16 protein-coding genes are annotated in these 16,277 nt (G+C 72.0%); 9 read left to right on the forward strand and 7 right to left on the reverse strand.

Features of this window, described 5'->3' with window-relative positions; all coding sequences use genetic code 11:
- Window positions 1-52: 52 nt before the first annotated feature.
- Window positions 53-892 (reverse strand): DUF4184 family protein, encoded by an 840-nt coding sequence (locus tag ACFVT1_RS21235; RefSeq protein ID WP_389797594.1) that lies wholly within the window; start codon window positions 890-892, stop codon window positions 53-55.
- Between the two features lie 184 nt (window positions 893-1,076).
- On the opposite strand from ACFVT1_RS21235, the gene ACFVT1_RS21240 reads away from it, so the two are divergent.
- The 3 genes from ACFVT1_RS21240 (at window position 1,077) to ACFVT1_RS21250 (ending at window position 4,122) form a co-directional block, all read left to right on the forward strand.
- Window positions 1,077-2,771 (forward strand): lytic transglycosylase domain-containing protein, encoded by a 1,695-nt coding sequence (locus tag ACFVT1_RS21240; protein ID WP_389797596.1) that lies wholly within the window; start codon window positions 1,077-1,079, stop codon window positions 2,769-2,771.
- A 162-nt stretch (window positions 2,772-2,933) separates the two neighbouring features.
- The gene (locus ACFVT1_RS21245; RefSeq protein ID WP_389797598.1) at window positions 2,934-3,074 is read left to right on the forward strand and encodes an SPW_0924 family protein; all 141 of its coding nucleotides are present in this window, start codon (window positions 2,934-2,936) and stop codon (window positions 3,072-3,074) included.
- Window positions 3,075-3,111: 37 nt separating this feature from the next.
- Window positions 3,112-4,122: a DUF3068 domain-containing protein gene (locus ACFVT1_RS21250; protein WP_389797600.1), complete on the forward strand. Its 1,011-nt coding sequence runs from the start codon at window positions 3,112-3,114 to the stop codon at window positions 4,120-4,122.
- A gap of 157 nt (window positions 4,123-4,279) precedes the next feature.
- Here the strand turns inward: ACFVT1_RS21250 and hrpB are convergent, their stop codons facing one another.
- Both hrpB and ACFVT1_RS21260 read right to left on the reverse strand, forming a co-directional pair.
- Window positions 4,280-6,772 (reverse strand): ATP-dependent helicase HrpB, encoded by a 2,493-nt coding sequence (gene hrpB / locus ACFVT1_RS21255; RefSeq protein WP_389797603.1) that lies wholly within the window; start codon window positions 6,770-6,772, stop codon window positions 4,280-4,282.
- Between the two features lie 55 nt (window positions 6,773-6,827).
- Window positions 6,828-7,640, reverse strand: a complete 813-nt coding sequence (locus ACFVT1_RS21260; RefSeq protein ID WP_389797606.1) for a class I SAM-dependent methyltransferase — start codon at window positions 7,638-7,640, stop codon at window positions 6,828-6,830.
- A gap of 399 nt (window positions 7,641-8,039) precedes the next feature.
- Here ACFVT1_RS21260 and rpsA point away from each other — a divergent pair, with 399 nt between their 5' ends.
- Window positions 8,040-9,551, forward strand: coding sequence for a 30S ribosomal protein S1 (gene rpsA / locus ACFVT1_RS21265; protein WP_072483117.1), 1,512 nt, complete (start codon window positions 8,040-8,042; stop codon window positions 9,549-9,551).
- Between the two features lie 104 nt (window positions 9,552-9,655).
- Here the strand turns inward: rpsA and ACFVT1_RS21270 are convergent, their stop codons facing one another.
- Window positions 9,656-10,621 carry a right-handed parallel beta-helix repeat-containing protein gene (locus ACFVT1_RS21270; RefSeq protein WP_389797609.1) on the reverse strand — a complete coding sequence of 322 codons (966 nt, stop codon included), beginning with the start codon at window positions 10,619-10,621 and terminating at the stop codon, window positions 9,656-9,658.
- 424 nt (window positions 10,622-11,045) lie between these two features.
- On the opposite strand from ACFVT1_RS21270, the gene ACFVT1_RS21275 reads away from it, so the two are divergent.
- From ACFVT1_RS21275 to ACFVT1_RS21285, 3 genes are all read left to right on the forward strand, one after another.
- On the forward strand, window positions 11,046-11,984 hold the full coding sequence (locus tag ACFVT1_RS21275; protein ID WP_362206714.1) for a PAC2 family protein: 939 nt from the start codon (window positions 11,046-11,048) through the stop codon (window positions 11,982-11,984).
- Between the two features lie 39 nt (window positions 11,985-12,023).
- A complete protein-coding gene (coaE, locus tag ACFVT1_RS21280) occupies window positions 12,024-12,626 on the forward strand; it encodes a dephospho-CoA kinase (RefSeq protein WP_389797611.1) in 603 nt (200 codons plus the stop codon).
- Window positions 12,627-12,694: 68 nt separating this feature from the next.
- Complete coding sequence (locus tag ACFVT1_RS21285; RefSeq protein WP_389797614.1) at window positions 12,695-13,063, forward strand: tetratricopeptide repeat protein; 369 nt, start codon at window positions 12,695-12,697, stop codon at window positions 13,061-13,063.
- A 48-nt stretch (window positions 13,064-13,111) separates the two neighbouring features.
- Here ACFVT1_RS21285 and ACFVT1_RS21290 read toward each other — a convergent pair whose 3' ends face one another.
- Window positions 13,112-13,390 carry a DUF6343 family protein gene (locus tag ACFVT1_RS21290; RefSeq protein ID WP_389797617.1) on the reverse strand — a complete coding sequence of 93 codons (279 nt, stop codon included), beginning with the start codon at window positions 13,388-13,390 and terminating at the stop codon, window positions 13,112-13,114.
- 78 nt (window positions 13,391-13,468) lie between these two features.
- On the opposite strand from ACFVT1_RS21290, the gene ACFVT1_RS21295 reads away from it, so the two are divergent.
- On the forward strand, window positions 13,469-14,587 hold the full coding sequence (locus tag ACFVT1_RS21295) for an ADP-ribosylglycohydrolase family protein (RefSeq protein WP_389797618.1): 1,119 nt from the start codon (window positions 13,469-13,471) through the stop codon (window positions 14,585-14,587).
- A 61-nt stretch (window positions 14,588-14,648) separates the two neighbouring features.
- Here the strand turns inward: ACFVT1_RS21295 and ACFVT1_RS21300 are convergent, their stop codons facing one another.
- The gene (locus ACFVT1_RS21300) at window positions 14,649-15,170 is read right to left on the reverse strand and encodes a tyrosine-protein phosphatase (protein ID WP_389797621.1); all 522 of its coding nucleotides are present in this window, start codon (window positions 15,168-15,170) and stop codon (window positions 14,649-14,651) included.
- 17 nt (window positions 15,171-15,187) lie between these two features.
- On the opposite strand from ACFVT1_RS21300, the gene ACFVT1_RS21305 reads away from it, so the two are divergent.
- On the forward strand, window positions 15,188-15,622 hold the full coding sequence (locus ACFVT1_RS21305) for a hypothetical protein (RefSeq protein ID WP_389797624.1): 435 nt from the start codon (window positions 15,188-15,190) through the stop codon (window positions 15,620-15,622).
- A 72-nt stretch (window positions 15,623-15,694) separates the two neighbouring features.
- Here the strand turns inward: ACFVT1_RS21305 and ACFVT1_RS21310 are convergent, their stop codons facing one another.
- Window positions 15,695-16,042 carry a hypothetical protein gene (locus tag ACFVT1_RS21310; protein ID WP_389797626.1) on the reverse strand — a complete coding sequence of 116 codons (348 nt, stop codon included), beginning with the start codon at window positions 16,040-16,042 and terminating at the stop codon, window positions 15,695-15,697.
- Between the last annotated feature and the right edge of the window lie 235 nt (window positions 16,043-16,277).

The raw sequence follows: 16,277 nt of genomic DNA on the forward strand, positions 1-16,277 counted from the left end.
CGCACCGACGCGGCGGCGTCGGACGGGCCCGGGGTGATCCGGACGAAAGACCCTAGGCCCGTTCGGCGGCCGCGTGCACGGGAGGGTGCGGCCGCCGCAGCCGCATCCACGCCCCGTACAGCACCAGGCCCACCGCCAGCCCCGCCCCGGCGCCGAAGCAGGCGGTCGGGATGATGTCCAGCGGGGTGTCGATGTGCCCGAAGTGCGCGTACCAGCGTGCGCACCGGTGGATGGTGCCGAGCAGGACGCAGACGCCCAGCAGCGCCCCCGCCGCCCACCGTCCCCGACGGCCCAGCACCGGCACGGACGGCGGGGCCGGGCACGCCCCCGTCCGCCGCAGCCCCGACGCCGTGAACCAGGTGAGCAGGGCCAGGGCCACCGCCGAACTGCCGTACTGCACCAACTGGAACACGGGATACCCGCCGACGCTCCCGTCCAGCACCGGCACCAGTCGCACGCCCCACCGGTCGTGATGGGTGAAGGCGTCCCAGACGACATGGGTGGCGGCCCCGATGACCGCCGACAGTACGAACCACCCACCGTCCCGGACCCTCCACGCTGCCGGGCCGGATGCGTGGAGCCGCCCTCGGACGAACGCGTGCACCCGTCCCTGCCAGGCCCTCGGCAACAGTGCCACCAGCGGTTCGCGCAGCAGCAGCCACAGTGCCACCAGGGCCCCGGTGATCAGCACATCGACCGTGAACACGCCCCCCACCGAGTGGGTCACCTGCCCGAACTCCATGGCGCCCGGGATCGCGGTGTCCGCGTAGTACGTCATGTCGGGGGCGAACGAGCCCGCGACGAGGGCGGTGGCGAGGAGCGGGCCGCGCGCCGTTCCGTTCCGCCGCAGCCCCGGCAGCACGGCGGCGGCATGACTGAGTGTGAACGGCATGGCCGCAAGTATGGGCGAGCCGCTGTCGCTTGCCGGACAACCGCTGTACAACTTGCTGTCGAGAACGTGAAAAACAGGTGAGAACCGGTCAGTGCACGGTGTTCCGGCAGCACGAGTTGCCGTAGGGTCGCCTGAGTCCAGGCGCTGGGGAGCGCGGACCGTCGTCGAAGGGGAGGCCAGAGGTATGGCAGCGCAGTTCGGTCGCCGACTTCGCAAGGGGGCGACCACCACCGCTGTGGCTGCCGTCGCCGTGGCGGCGCTCTCCGCCTCGGGAGCCCCCGGTACACCGCTGGTCGGTGACAGCGGCGACCAGCAGTCCGCAGGAACGGCCCCTTCGCCCGACAGCGGCGTGGCCACCGGCAACTCCCCGTACTACACGGACCTGCCCCCGCTGAACACGCCCAACAAGCCGGGAACCACCACGAACCTGCCCGTCACCGGCAGCGCGGAATCCGGCATTCCGGCTTCGATCCTGGCCGCGTACAAGAAGGCCGAGCAGACCGTCGCCGACAGCGACGCCGCCTGCCGGCTGCCGTGGCAGCTGCTCGCCGCGATCGGCAAGGTCGAGTCCGGCCACGCCCGCGGCGGCCGGGTCGACGCGAACGGCACCACGTTCTCCCCGATCCTCGGCCCGGTCCTCGACGGCCGGGGCTTCGCGATGATCAAGGACACCGACAACGGGGTGTACGACGGGGACGCGACGCACGACCGTGCCGTCGGCCCGATGCAGTTCATCCCGTCCACCTGGGCCACCTGGGGCCAGGACGGCAACGGCGACGGCCGCAAGGACCCCAACAACATCTACGACGCGGCGCTCGCCGCCGGACGCTACCTCTGCGCCGGATCCCGCGATCTGTCCCTCGCCGCGGACCTCGACCGGGCGGTCCTGAGCTACAACCACTCGGACGCCTACCTCCGTACGGTCCGCTCCTGGTTCGACTACTACAAGCGCGGCACCCACGAGATCCCCGACGGCACCGGCGCGAACCCGCCCGGCCTCGGCGGCGGCACGGGCCCAAGCCCCAGCAGCCCGGACACCACCCCTTCGCCGTCCGGATCCACCAAGCCCAAGCCCAAGCCGAAGCCCACTCCGGACCCCTCGAAGCCGGGCGGCGGCACGACCGGCCCGAAGCCCACCCCCACCCCCACGCCGTCCCAGACCCTCGCGGGTGTGGAGAACGCCGGCACCGGCACGCTGACCGCCACCGCGGGCACCGCGTTCGCCGAGCGGATCAAGGTGCGGGCCGAGAACAGCCTCGGCGGCCCGCTCGCCAAGGTGTCCGTGACCTTCACCGTCTCCGGTGACACGGACGCGGCCTTCAGCGGCGGGAAGAAGGCGGTCATCCTCTTCACCGGAGCCGACGGCACGGTCACCGCCCCGGTCCTGAAGGCGGGCGAGAAGGCGGGCAGGTTCACGGTGCGGGCCACCGCCACCGGCCGCTCGCTGCCCGCCGTCACCTACGGCGCGACCGTCACCGCCCGACAGGCCGACGCGATCGCCAGGACCGACGACAAGGCCCTGACCGCCGCGCCCGGCGCCGAGTTCGCCGACACCGCCGAGGTCAAGGCGACCTACAAGGGCGCCGTCGCTGCCGGTGTCGCCGTCACCGCCACCATGATCACCGACACCGACGCCGCCCCCGGCACCGACGCCGCCGAGCCGGCCGAGAACGACAAGGGCCCGTACTTCAAGGACGCGCACGGCAAGACGGTCCGTACCCTCACGGACCTCAAGACCGACGCCGACGGCACCCTGAAGCTCCCGAAGATCTACGCCGACGACACCACGGGCACCTACAGGCTGCGCCTCACCACCGAGGGCGGCGCCACCGTCGTCATCGAGCTCACGATCGAGGCCCCGGAGGCCCCCGCCGCCTGATCCGCCCGGCCGCACCTCGCGACAGCCCCTCCGCCGCCACCCGGCAGAGGGGCTGTCGCGTGTCTTCTCGTTTCGCGCCCGGTGTTCTCATCTCGCGCCCGCGTTGCTACGGTGCCCCAACCCTGACGACCCGTCAGATCCGTGCTCTCCGGGAGGACCGGCATGCGTGCCCTCGTCGCCGCCGCCATCGGGCTGGCCGCAGCCCTCGCGCTCGTCCTCACCATCAGCGCGATCGGCGCCCCGCCCGGAGAGACCTCGCCCAAACCTCTGCTGACCACCGTCCCGGGACCCAAGAACCAGTAGCCGCAAGAAGCAACAGAAGCTGAGGGAGGGCACCACCATGCGCCGCCGAGCCAGCCTCGTACTCCTGGCCTTCGCCGTCTTCTTCGCCGCCATGTCGCCCCTGCTGCGCTGGTACGCCTTCCCGAGGCTGGCGAAGATCCCGCCCAGTCAGTACCAGGAGACGGTGCTGGAGGCGAAGCCCGCCACCCTCCTCGACTACAACGACAACATGAAGGTGAAGCGGGTCCCCAAGGTCACCATCGTGCAGACCCTCAAGGGCAACGTGGAGGAGTCCGAGAAGATCGAGCGCAGCGCCGGCCGTGACGTCGTCGTCTGGGACGCCCTCAGCTACGTGGTCGGGCCGGACGGCAAGATGGTCTCCGAGATCCCCGAGCGCTACATCTTCGACGCCCACAGCCAGGCCCCCGTCCACGCCACCGGGGAATCGGTCGACGGCGACCCGGTCAGGCGCGAGGGCATCGAGTTCAAGTGGCCCTTCCTCACCCAGAAACGCGACTACGAGTACTTCGACGCCCAGGCCCGCACCAGTTCGCCCATCCACTACCGGGGCACCCGCACCTTCCACGGCATGGACGTCTACTACTTCGAGCAGACCATCCCGTGGACCAAGGTCCCCATGCCGAAGAAGATGCCCATCAAGGGCGTCACCCCGGAACAGATCGCGAAGACGGGCATGACCCGCTGGTACACCACCAAGCGGATGTTCTGGGTGGACCCGGTCACCGGAGCGCCCGTCAACGGCGAGGAGATCCACAAGGAGGAGCTGCGCAACGCCAAGGCGATGGGCCTGCCCCAGGACACCGTCACCGTGTTCGCCGGGCACGTCAAGATGCGCGCGGACTACGTCGATTCGATCGTCGCTCTGGTCAAGTCCCAGCGCCTGCTGGTCCTGCTGCTCACCTCGTACCTGCCCTGGGGCTTCCTGGTCCTCGGCGCCGGGCTGCTCGCGCTCGCCCTGTGGCTGGAGGCCCGCTCCCGGCGTCCGGACAACGAGCTGCCGCACAGGTCACCGGCGCCCGCCCCGGACCCGGAACCCACTCCCGCCTGAGCCGCGCCCCAGAGGGCCCGTTGCGGCGGGCTTCGCGGCGTCGCGGGGCCGGGGCACGCGCCTCGCGGCGTTGCCGTCGATCACCGACGCTCCGCGTCGACTCATTCCTCCGCCTCGCGAGGCACGCACCCCAGCCCCGCTCCTTCACCCGTGATGCCTACCGCCGGGCCCTCTTCGTGAACCGGGTCGCCTCCACGGTCGTGGGGTCCTCCGGCCACGGGTGCTTCGGATAGCGGCCGCGCAGCTCCGCCCGTACGGCCCGGTAGCCGTCCCGCCAGAACGACGCCAGATCGGCGGTGACCGCCGCGGGGCGGCCGGCGGGGGAGAGGAGATGGACCAGGACCGGCACCCCGGCCACCCGCGGGGTCTCCCGCAGGCCGAACAGCTCCTGGAGCTTCACCGCGAGCACGGGCTGCGCCCCGCCGTACTCCACCCTGACACGGGAGCCGCTCGGCACCTCGATCCGCTCCGGTGCCAGCTCGTCCAGCCGCGCCGCCTCACCGGTCGCCCACGGCAGCAGCCGCCGCAACGCCTGCCCCGCGTCGATCCGCGCGAGATCGGAGCGCCGCCGGGCCCGTGACAACTCGGGCTCCAGCCACTGCCCGGTACGGTCCAGCAGCGCACCGTCCGACACCTCCGGCCAGGGCGCCCCCAGCTCCCGGTGCAGAAAGGCGAGCCGCTCCCGCAACTGCCCGGCGTCCCGCGTCCAGCGCAGCAGTCCGAGCCCCTCGCGCCGCAGCCCCTCGACGAGCGCCCCGCGCACCAGTTCGGGCGCCGGCTCCCTCAGGGGGCGCACCGACAGCTCGACGGCGCCCAGCCGCTCCACCCGACGGGCCACCACATCGCCGTCGGCCCAACGGACCTCCTCGCCCGCGAAGCGCAGATGCCCGGCGGCCGTCCGCGCCGTGTCCTCGTCGACGACGGCGGCGAGCCGCACCCGCGCGGACGCGGCATGGGCGGGCCGGTCGGCGACCGCGACCGCCAGCCACGGCGCGTTGCGCAGCCCCGACCCGTCCCGCAGCTGCGCACCCGTACCCGACGCCATCAGGAACGCACCCTCGCCCCGGGCCCGCGCCACCCGCTCCGGGAACGCCAGCGCGGCCACCAGCCCGACGGCCCCGTCGTCCGGACCGGAACCGCCGCCCTCACCTGCTACCGACGAGGACAGCCGCCGGACCTCCTGCCGCCACCGCGCCGCGTACCCGTCCCCGCCCCGCCGGGCGGTACGCAGCGCCACCGCGAGATCGTCGCCGTACTCCCGCGGCGGCTCCTCGCTCAGCAGCGCCACCACCTCGGCCGCCCGCCGCCCGCCCACCTCGGCGGCGCCGTCCAGCAGGGCGCGCGCCAGCCGCGGATGCAGGCCCAGCCGGGACATCCGTACACCCCGCTCGGTGACCCGCCCCCGCGCGTCCACCGCACCGACCGCCGTCAGCACCTCGCGCGCCGCGCCCATCGCACCCGCGGGCGGCGGATCGAGCAGCGCCAGCCCCGAGGCGTCCGGATCGCCCCAGCAGGCCGCCTGCAACGCGAACGCCGTCAGATCGGCGACCTTGATCTCCGGAGACGGGAACCGTGCGAGCCGCCCGTCCTCCGCCTGCTCCCAGCACCGGTACACCGTCCCCGGCGCCTCCCGCCCGGCCCGGCCCGCCCGCTGCCTCCCCGCGGCCTGCGACGCCCGTACGGTCGTCAGCGCGCTCAGCCCCCGCGCGTGATCGGTACGCGGCTCCCTGGCCAGACCCGAGTCGACCACGACCCGCACCCCGGGCACCGTCAGGGACGACTCCGCCACCGAGGTCGCCAGCACCACCCGCCGCCCCTCGGACGACCCGGCCAGCACCGCGTCCTGCACCGCTGCCGGAGCCCGCCCGTGCACCTGGAGCACCTCGGCGGCCACCCCCGCCAGCTGCCCCGCCACGCGCCCGATCTCGCCGACGCCGGGAAGGAAGCACAGCACGTCGCCGTCCCGTTCGGCGAGCGCGCGGCGCACGGTCGAGGCGACATGCGACAGCAGCGCCGGATCGACCCTCATCCCGTGCGGCGGCCGCACCGGACCGGCGGGCGGCGCCCAGACCACCTCCACCGGATGCGAGACACCCCGTGCCTCCACCACCGGGGCGTCGCCCAGCAGCCGTGCCCAGCCCTCCGCGTCGGTCGTCGCGGACGCGGCCACCAGCCGCAGATCGGGCCGGATCGCCTCGCGCACATCGAGAAGGAACGCGGCGACCGTGTCCGCGTCCAGATGCCGCTCGTGGCACTCGTCGATGATCACCGCGTCGACCCCGGCCAGCTCCTGGTCGCGCTGCAGCCGCTGGAGCAGCACCCCGGTGGTGACCACCTCCACCACCGTGCCGGGCCCCACCACCCGCTCCCCGCGGACCGTGAAGCCCACCCGCCCGCCGGCCCGCTCCCCGACGAGCCACGCCATCCGCCGCGCCGCCGCCCGCGCCGCGATCCGCCGCGGCTCGGCGACCACCACCCGGCGCACCGGGCCGCCCCCGACCAGACCGGCCAGGACCAGCGGTACGAGGGTCGTCTTGCCGGTGCCGGGCGGCGCGCACAGCACCGCGGCACCGCGGTCGTCGAGCGCCCGCTCCAGGGCGGGCACAGCGGTGCGTACGGGCAACTGGTCCAGGGCGTCGGTACGGATCACGCCCCCAGTCTCGTACGGGCAGACCCGCCCTCCGTACCCCGGGACCGCCCCGGCGTCAGTCCCGTACGCAGACGAAGATCGCCGTGCCCGGGATCAGGTTCCCGCGCAGCGGGGACCAGCCGCCCCACTCCTGGTCGTTCCAGGCGGGCCACTCCGGTTCGACGAGATCGGCCAGCCGGAATCCGCCGGCCACCACGTCCCGCACCCGGTCGCCCAGCGTCCGGTGGTGCTCGACGTAGACCGCGTCGCCCCGTTCGTCCTGCTCGACGTAGGGGGTGCGGTCGAAGTACGAGGCCGCGACCGAGAGCCCCTCGGGCCCCGGCTCGTCCGGGAACGCCCAGCGGATCGGGTGCGTCACCGAGAAGACCCAGCGGCCCCCGGGGCGCAGCACCCGGTGCACCTCGCGGAAGACCTGCACGGGGTCGGCGACGAACGGCACCGCGCCGTAGGCGGAGCACGCCAGGTCGAAGGAGCCGTCCCGGAACGGCAGCACCCCGGCGTCCGCCTCCACCAGGGGGACCCCGCCGCCGATCCGCAGCGCGTGTTGGAGCTGTCGGTGCGAGAGATCGAGGGCCACCGGACGCGCCCCCTGGGCGGCGAGCCAGCGCGAGCACTGCGCGGCGCCCGCGCCGATCTCCAGGACGTCCAGGCCGTTCAGCGACGCGGTGGGGCCGAGCAGACCTGCCTCGGCCTCGTCCAGCCCCTCCGGACCCCAGACGAAGCGGTCGTCGCCGAGAAAGGCGCCGTGGTCGCTCTGGTACTCGTCGGCGTTCCGGTCCCACCAGCCGCGACTGGCCCGGCTGCTCTCGGCCTCCGACGCGCCGCGGCGCGTCGCCTCGGGTTCGGCCGCGTAGATCTCTTGGCTCATCGTGTCCGCCGTTGTAGTTTGCCTTCACCCGGCCGCACGCGGTACGCAAGCAGGGGTACCTGTCCGTACGGCTCCGTACCCATGGATTATCTCCTGGGGCCGATGTGGCCTCGGAGAACACGAATTGTGCCGGATATGACGCGTTGCGCCCCGGGTGTGCGCCTTCGCGCATTGACCGTGCCCGGCTCCGCCCGTATGCTACAAGTTGCGCTGCGAGCCTGCGCGCTTCAGACATAGCAGGCCGCGCTCGCATCTGTTGTATGTCCCCTCGGTTCACGAGGCGCCTCCCGTTCGACGGGTCAGGTGTTTCCCGAGCTGTCCGGCCTTCGGCAGAGGTGATACGGGCTCCCGGCGTAGCAGTACCTACGACTCACTGTCCGTACCGGAGCCCTTTCCCACATGACGAGCAGCACCGAGACCACCGCCACCACCCCGCAGGTAGCGGTCAACGACATCGGTAACGAGGAAGCCTTCCTCGCCGCGATCGACGAGACGATCAAGTACTTCAACGACGGCGACATCGTCGACGGCGTCATCGTGAAGGTCGACCGGGACGAGGTCCTGCTCGACATCGGTTACAAGACCGAAGGCGTCATCCCCTCCCGCGAGCTTTCGATCAAGCACGACGTCGACCCGAACGAGGTCGTCAAGGTCGGCGACGAGATCGAGGCCCTGGTTCTCCAGAAGGAGGACAAGGAAGGCCGCCTCATCCTGTCCAAGAAGCGCGCTCAGTACGAGCGTGCCTGGGGCACGATCGAGAAGATCAAGGAAGAGGACGGCATCGTCACCGGTACCGTCATCGAGGTCGTCAAGGGTGGTCTCATCCTCGACATCGGCCTCCGTGGCTTCCTGCCGGCCTCCCTCGTCGAGATGCGCCGTGTCCGCGACCTCCAGCCCTACGTGGGCAAGGAGCTCGAGGCCAAGATCATCGAGCTGGACAAGAACCGCAACAACGTGGTCCTGTCCCGCCGTGCCTGGCTGGAGCAGACCCAGAGCGAGGTCCGCCAGACCTTCCTCACGACCCTGCAGAAGGGCCAGGTCCGCTCCGGCGTCGTTTCCTCGATCGTCAACTTCGGTGCGTTCGTGGACCTCGGCGGCGTCGACGGTCTCGTGCACGTCTCCGAGCTGTCCTGGAAGCACATCGACCACCCCTCCGAGGTTGTCGAGGTCGGCCAGGAAGTCACCGTCGAGGTCCTCGACGTCGACATGGACCGCGAGCGCGTCTCGCTGTCGCTCAAGGCGACGCAGGAAGACCCGTGGCAGCAGTTCGCCCGTACGCACCAGATCGGGCAGGTCGTTCCCGGTAAGGTCACCAAGCTCGTTCCGTTCGGTGCGTTCGTGCGCGTCGACGAGGGCATCGAGGGTCTGGTCCACATCTCCGAGCTGGCCGAGCGCCACGTGGAGATCCCGGAGCAGGTCGTCCAGGTCAACGACGAGATCTTCGTCAAGGTCATCGACATCGACCTGGAGCGTCGCCGCATCAGCCTCTCGCTGAAGCAGGCCAACGAGTCCTTCGGTGCCGACCCGGCCTCGGTCGAGTTCGACCCGACCCTGTACGGCATGGCCGCGTCCTACGACGACCAGGGCAACTACATCTACCCCGAGGGCTTCGACCCCGAGACCAACGACTGGCTCGAGGGCTACGAGACCCAGCGCGAGGCGTGGGAGACGCAGTACGCCGAGGCGCAGCAGCGCTTCGAGCAGCACCAGGCCCAGGTCATCAAGTCCCGCGAGGCCGACGAGGCCGCTGCTGCCGAGGGCGCTGCTGCCCCGGCCGGTGGCGCCCCGGCTGCCTCCGGCGGCAGCGGTGGCGGCTCGTACTCCTCGGAGTCCGCGGACAACTCCGGCGCCCTGGCGTCGGACGAGGCCCTGGCTGCCCTGCGCGAGAAGCTGGCGGGCGGCCAGAGCTGACGCTCTGCCCCTCCGGTCGGTGATCGATCGCAGTAGGTGAAAGTGAGGCCCGCTCCCTTCGGGGGGCGGGCCTCACTCGTTTTCGCGGCCGCGGGCGCGGGCCGCTACGGCGTGACGCCGATGTTGGTCAGCCCCTTGCCGCCGGTCACCGTGTTGCTGCTGTACACGGTGGTCGGGCAGCTTGCGCCGTAGTTGGTGACGTTGATCGCGATCCGCTTGTCGCCCGTGGAGCCGGACAGGTCCGAGGTGTTGTTGCGGAAGACGGTGCCGCAGCCCCAGCCGCTCTGCTGGGTGTGGGTCTCGTAGCCGTTGTTGGTCGTACGGGAGCCCTTGTTGCCGTCGACCAGGACGTCGTTGCCCTTCACGTCGACCCAGGAGTCGTCGTAGTGGGCGCCGGTCAGCCCGCTGCCGTCGAAGGTGTTGCCGGTGATCTTCGTCCCGGTGGTGCCTTCCTTGATGTCGACGTTCTCGCCGCCCACTCCCGGTCCGATCGTGTTGTTCAGGATCTGGACCCGGTCGCTCCGGTCGGAGAGGTCGCCCGCGGTGCCGACGTAGACGCCCTCGCCCATGCCGCGGCCGTCGTGCCCGGTGTCGTAGATCCGCGAGTTCTTGATGACGCCGTCCTTGCTGGACTTGCGGAAGTGGACGCCCTCCATGTCCAGGTCGTGCACGGTCACGGAATCGATCACGACGCCGGTGGCGGTGTCGGCCACGATGCCCTTCTGGCCGCCGGTGACGGTGATGCCCTTGACGGTCCAGTAGGAGGCACCGTTGAGATGCAGCCCGTAGCCGCCGCCGACGGTGAGGACGGCCTGGGCGGAACCGGTGAGGGTGATCCGGGCGGAGGCCGTGCCGGGGACGGCCGCCTTGAAGTTGCCGGTGTACGTGCCGTCGGCGAGCCGGATGGTGTCGCCGGGGGAGGCGGCGGTGAGGGCGGACTTGAGCTGGGCGGCGGTGCTCACGTCGATGACCGCCGCCGCGTCCGCGGTGGTGGCGGAAGAGGCGAGGGCGGGGCCGCCGGTGGCGAGCGCGGTGGCCAGCAGGGCGGGGAGCAGCGTGCGGGTGCGCATGGGGGGTGCCTTCCCGTCGAAGGAGTTCGAGAGGTTCTCGTACATGAATGTGGGGCGAGTCTCTGAACGTGCTGCCCAGTGACGGTAGGGACAGGCTCTGACGGTGTCAAGGTATGGACCATTGTTCGCGGACGGTCGGCGGAGCGGAGGGGGAAACCGACGGCAGCGCAGGCAATTGACGGCCCGTAACGCGTTCCGGCCGTGATTCCGGCGCATCTCGGCGTCCGTGGGGGACGGGGGCATGGCGTACCCCTGTTGCTGTGAACTCGGCGTTCCGGTCGAGGTGTTCACCGACATGAACCTCGCGCCCGTCCGCGTTCCCGCACGGCTTCGGGCATGAAACGCCGGGTGAACGGGCACGGTCCGGGAATGCCCGTGCCCCGGCGGGCGTTCTTCTCAGGGAACACGAGGAGGAGCGGTAACCGTGCCTGATCCGCAGAGTTTGTACGAATGGGAGCCGAAGGGACTGGCCGTCGTCGACATGGCGCTCGCCCAGGAGTCGGCCGGCCTGGTCATGCTCTACCACTTCGACGGGTACATCGACGCGGGCGAGACCGGGGAGCAGATCGTCGACGGCCTGCTCGAAACGCTGCCGCACCAGGTCGTCGCCAGCTTCGACCACGACCGGCTCGTCGACTACCGCGCACGGCGCCCGCTGCTGACCTTCCGGCGCGACCGCTGGGCAGACTACGAGACGCCGACGATCGACGTACGGGTCGTCCAGGACGCCACCGGGGCGCCCTTCCTGCTGCTCTCCGGGCCCGAGCCGGACGTGGAGTGGGAGCGCTTCGCCGCCGCCGTCGAGCAGATCGTCGAGCGCCTCGGCGTCCGCCTCGCGGTGAACTTCCACGGCATCCCGATGGGCGTCCCGCACACCCGCCCCGTCGGCGTCACCCCGCACGGCAACCGCACGGACCTCATGCCCGGCCACCGGAGCCCGTTCGAGGAGGCGCAGGTGCCCGGCTCCGCCGAGGCCCTGGTGGAGTACCGGCTCATGGAGGCCGGACACGACGTCCTCGGTGTCGCCGCCCATGTGCCGCACTACGTCGCCCGCTCCGCCTACCCGGATGCGGCGCTCACCGCCCTGGAGTCGATCACGGCCGCGACCGGCCTGGTCCTGCCGGCCGTCGCCCACGCGCTGCGTACGGAGGCCCACCGCACCCAGACCGAGATCGACCGGCAGATCGACCAGGGCGACGAGGAGCTCGTCTCGCTCGTGGAGGGCCTTGAGCACCAGTACGACGCGGTCGCGGGTTCCGAGACCCGGGGCAATCTGGTCGCCGAGCCGGTCGACCTGCCGTCGGCCGACGAGATCGGTCTCGAATTCGAGCGGTTCCTCGCGGAGCGCGAAGGGGACATCTGACCGGTCCCACCGGCCGTCCGGCGTACTAGGCTGCCCGGCATGCTGAAAGTGGGCCTGACCGGTGGGATCGGCGCCGGCAAGAGTGAAGTGTCACGGCTGCTCGTCGGATACGGAGCCGTCCTGATCGACGCGGACCGGATCGCCCGTGAGGTCGTCGAGCCGGGGACACCCGGGCTTGCGGCCGTTGTCGACGCGTTCGGCGCCGGCATCCTCACCGCCGACGGCACTCTCGACCGGCCCAAGCTCGGCTCGATCGTCTTCTCCGACGCCGACCGGCTCGCCGTCCTCAACGCGATCGTCCACCCGCTGGTCGGCGCCCGCTCCGCCGAGCTGGAGCGGGCTGCGGGCCCCGATTCGGTCGTCGTCCACGACGTCCCCCTCCTCACCGAGAACGGGCTCGCCCCCCTCTACGACGTCGTCGTCGTCGTGGACGCCGGTCCGCAGACCCAGCTCGACCGGCTCGTACGGCTCCGCGGCATGACCGAGCCCGAGGCCCGCGCCCGGATGGCCGCGCAGGCCACCCGGGAGCAGCGGCGGGCCGTCGCCGATCTGATCGTCGACAACGACGGACCGCTGGAGGAACTGGAGCCGCAGGTCCGCAAGGTCTGGTCGGAGCTGACGAAGCGGGCGGCGGCCGGCTGACTCCCGTGGCGGAATACCGGGCCCCGACCGGGTGTTGAGGACCCGGTAGTGAAGGAAAGGACGCCATCGTGCCCGAGAGGACCCCGGAAACCGACGTCATCGACTTCCGCGCGGCCGAACACCTGCTGGCGGCGCGCGACCCCCGGGGCGCGGTGAAGCTCCTGGACTCGGTGATCGCGGCCCATCCGGAGAACACGGCCGCGCGCCTGCTGCGGGCCCGCGCCTTCTTCGCCGCCGCCCAACTGCGCCCCGCGGAGCTCGAATTCGAACTCGTCCTGGAGCGCGAACCGGACAACGCCTTCGTGCATTTCGCGCTCGCCCGCACCTTCGAGCGCTCCGGCCGCTCCGACCGGGCCGCCCGTCACTTCCGGCTGGCCGCGGCCCTCGACCCGAACCCGGAGTACCTGAAGGCGGCCCGCTTCCGCACGGAGGACTGACACGGCACCGCCGGGCGGCACGACCGCCCGGCGGACATCGCGTCCTGGTCAGTGCCCGTACCTGCCGCGTCCGCCGTGGTCGGGTTCGTACGGCGGGATATTGCGGCCCGGCTGGTAGTGCGGGCCCTGGTGGATGTGGTGGACGATCACCGCGATGTCCACAAGGACCAGCACGAGCAGCACGCCGCAGGCTGCGGCCCACCCCGGGCGGTCGGTCAGCGTGAAGGCCGCCAGGCCGAATACGGCCCAGGCCAGTCCCCATAGACTCAGGCAGAGCCGCAGCCGCAGAGGACTGCGGGCAGTCGTCGGTTCATTACCGGTACGCATGGCAATCGCCTCTCCTACCAGGATGGACCCGCGACACCATTTTGGGGACATGTCGACATCGGATCGAGGAGATCGTGCGTGAACGGCACATCGTGGGGGGACCGCACCGGCCGCAGGGCCAGGGTCCGGGGCTGTCTGCTGGGCGGGGCCATCGGGGACGCCCTGGGAAATCCGGTGGAGTTCCTCTCCCTCGCCGGGATCCGCCGCGCGCACGGTGAACACGGTGTACAGGGCCTCCTCGCGGACGAGGAGGGGGTCGTCGGACGGGTCACGGACGATACGCAGATGACCCTGTTCACGACCGAGGCGCTGATCAGGGCCCACTCCCGGGCGATGTCGAAGGGGATCGGCGGCGCCGAGACCGGCATCGTGCGGAACGCGTACCTGCGCTGGCTGGACACCCAGAACCACCCCGCTCCGCCGGCCCGCGGCGGCGACAACCCGGTGCGGACCGGCTGGCTCCGGCAGCAGCCCTGGCTGTACGCGCGCCGGGCCCCCGGCAACGCCTGCCTGACGGGGCTCGCGACCGGCCATGTCCCCGAACCGTCGGAGCGGCTCGGCGACCCCGGTCCGGTCAACACCGGGTCCAAGGGGTGCGGCACGGTGATGCGGTCCGCCCCCTTCGGACTGGTGGGGCAGAGCGCCGAGGCGGGCTTCCGGCTCGCCCACTGGTGCGCGCAGATCACCCACGGCCATCCGACCGGTGCGTACGCCGCCGGGACGTTGGCCGCGATCGTCGCCCATCTCCTGGAGGGCGACTCCATGGCGGGCGCGGTGCTGCGCGCCATGGAGCTGCTGCGCCGCCACCCGGGACACGAGGAGACGACGGCGGCCCTGCGCGCGGCCGTCGACCTTGCCGCCGGGGGTGAACCGACCGCCGAGAGGGTGGAGACGCTGGGCGCGGGCTGGGTCGCCGAGGAGGCCCTCGCCATCGCCGTGTACTGCGCCCTGGTGCTGCCGGACGCCGACCAGGTGGCCCGGTCGCTGCTGCTCTCGGTCAACCACTCGGGGGACAGCGACTCCACCGGCGCGGTCTGCGGCAATCTGCTCGGCGCCCGCCACGGGGACGTACACCTTCCGCCGTCCTGGCTGGTGGCGACCGAGGGGCGAGCGGTGATCACCGAGTTGGCCGACGACCTGTGCGTGGAGTTCGAGCACGCGGTCGCGTGGCCGGCCGAGCGCTACCCGGCGTACTGACGGTCCGGCCGTACGCCTTCGGAGCCGACGGGCCGCCGGTGCGCCGGACGGTGACGGCCGGTCAGTCGTCGAGCACCTTGGCGCGCAGTGCGGCCACCGTCGCGTCGTCGGGCTTCAGGCCCTCGCGTACGTAGGTGCCGAAGTCGCCGTACAGAAGGTCCGCCTCGGCGAACGCCGCCCGCAGCCGGCTCGGTTCGACGGCCTTCGGGTTGCCGGTGTGCTCGTAGCCGGCGAGGAATCCCGCCTCGACGGTGTCGCGCGGGACGCCGAGCGGAGTGAGCAGGACGGCCGTGCCCCGGCCGGTGCGGTCCTTGCCCGCGCTGCAGTGGAGGGCGGTCGCGCCGGAGGCGTTCGCGGCGACGGCGGTGACCAGATCGCGGAAGGCGTAGTCGGCACCGACGAAGTCGACCACGAACGGGTGGCCGATGGACTGGCCGAGGTCGGACGAGCCGGAGAACAGCCCGGCCGCGATGGCCTCGGCAAGGGTCGGCGGAGCCGGTCGCGTACGCCCGCGGGCGGGTGCGGCCAGGGAGCGGAGTCGGGCCGCCGCCGGATACGGTGGAGGCCGACGAAGTGTGCACAACGGCCGAAGGGGGTTCGGTGGAAGCCGAGTTGGTGGCATTGGCGGCATCGGGGGCAACGGCACTCGTGCAGCACATGGTGGCCGATTCCTGGGGCCAGGTACGCGATCGGCTGGCGGCCTTCTTCGCGCGGGGCGAGGCGACGCCCGAGGAAGAGTCGGCGCTGGCCGGTGAGCTGGAGGTGTCCCGCGGTGAGCTGACCGCCGCACGGGACGAGGGCGACGACACGCTGGCCGGGGACGTCGAGGCAGAGTGGCGCGCGCGGCTGCGCCGCAGGCTCGCCGCGGATCCGCGGGCGGCGGACGAACTCCGCGCCGTCCTCGCGGAGTTGGAAGCCGCAGGCGGCGGGCCTGCGGGCGGCGTGCACAACACCATCGGCGGGGCGGCCAGCATCGGTGGCCCGGTGATCCAGGCCGCCGAGATCGGGTCCATCAGCTTCGGCCCCGAGCGGTAGCGGCTCGCCGTTCCGTTCGGGGCCGCGCCCGGCCGCGCGGGCGGCGGGCGGTCGTGGTCGGCCCGCGGCCGGTCAGTGGACGGTGCTGAAACTGCGCCACGGGAGGCCGCGGGCCCCGGTGATGTCGCTGACCGTGGTCGCGACGTATGTCGTACCCGGCCCGGTGCAGTCACGCGTGCGGTACAGGATGATGTCGATCAAGGTGCCGTTGGTCACTTCCTTGGCACCCGCAGGAGCGAGCCGGTGGCAGCCCCTCACCGAGGGGCTGTTCACCATGATCACGGCGTTCCGCTCGGTCGTGTAGGTGACCGGCCCGACCGCGGTCCGGCCGAGGCCGGAGCACCCTGCGACGGTGAGGGTCAGGAGCAGGGTGCCGGCCGCTGCTGCGAGACGGTGGCGTCGGTGATCGGTCACGGGCATGGGCGGGTCCTCGTCTGTCTCGTCCGGCTCAGCCGTCAGCACCGCACGCGCCACAGCACCGCGTACGCCACGGGGAACGCGCTGACGCTGGTCACCCTGCCCGCTCCCCGGCGCCCCGGCATCCGGTGCGCGGCCGGCCGGGGGACGTGCGCCCCGGAAGGAGTGCTCCGGGGATGCCCCGAGGGAGCACTTCGAGCCATGTTCATATGGGGTGATATTGGGCATACCGTGGTAG

This window comes from Streptomyces sp. NPDC057963 (assembly GCF_042887155.1).
Classification (GTDB): Bacteria; Actinomycetota; Actinomycetes; order Streptomycetales; family Streptomycetaceae; genus Streptomyces.

What these genes read in the sequence shown, in the direction of transcription:
- ACFVT1_RS21235 (WP_389797594.1), bottom strand. Translation starts at nt 892, where the DNA reads ATGCCGTTCACACTCAGTCATGCCGCCGCCGTGCTGCCGGGGCTGCGG.
- ACFVT1_RS21240 (WP_389797596.1), top strand. Translation starts at nt 1,077, where the DNA reads ATGGCAGCGCAGTTCGGTCGCCGACTTCGCAAGGGGGCGACCACCACC.
- ACFVT1_RS21245 (WP_389797598.1), top strand. Translation starts at nt 2,934, where the DNA reads ATGCGTGCCCTCGTCGCCGCCGCCATCGGGCTGGCCGCAGCCCTCGCG.
- ACFVT1_RS21250 (WP_389797600.1), top strand. Translation starts at nt 3,112, where the DNA reads ATGCGCCGCCGAGCCAGCCTCGTACTCCTGGCCTTCGCCGTCTTCTTC.
- ACFVT1_RS21260 (WP_389797606.1), bottom strand. Translation starts at nt 7,640, where the DNA reads ATGAGCCAAGAGATCTACGCGGCCGAACCCGAGGCGACGCGCCGCGGC.
- rpsA (WP_072483117.1), top strand. Translation starts at nt 8,040, where the DNA reads ATGACGAGCAGCACCGAGACCACCGCCACCACCCCGCAGGTAGCGGTC.
- ACFVT1_RS21270 (WP_389797609.1), bottom strand. Translation starts at nt 10,621, where the DNA reads ATGCGCACCCGCACGCTGCTCCCCGCCCTGCTGGCCACCGCGCTCGCC.
- coaE (WP_389797611.1), top strand. Translation starts at nt 12,024, where the DNA reads ATGCTGAAAGTGGGCCTGACCGGTGGGATCGGCGCCGGCAAGAGTGAA.
- ACFVT1_RS21290 (WP_389797617.1), bottom strand. Translation starts at nt 13,390, where the DNA reads ATGCGTACCGGTAATGAACCGACGACTGCCCGCAGTCCTCTGCGGCTG.
- ACFVT1_RS21310 (WP_389797626.1), bottom strand. Translation starts at nt 16,042, where the DNA reads ATGCCCGTGACCGATCACCGACGCCACCGTCTCGCAGCAGCGGCCGGC.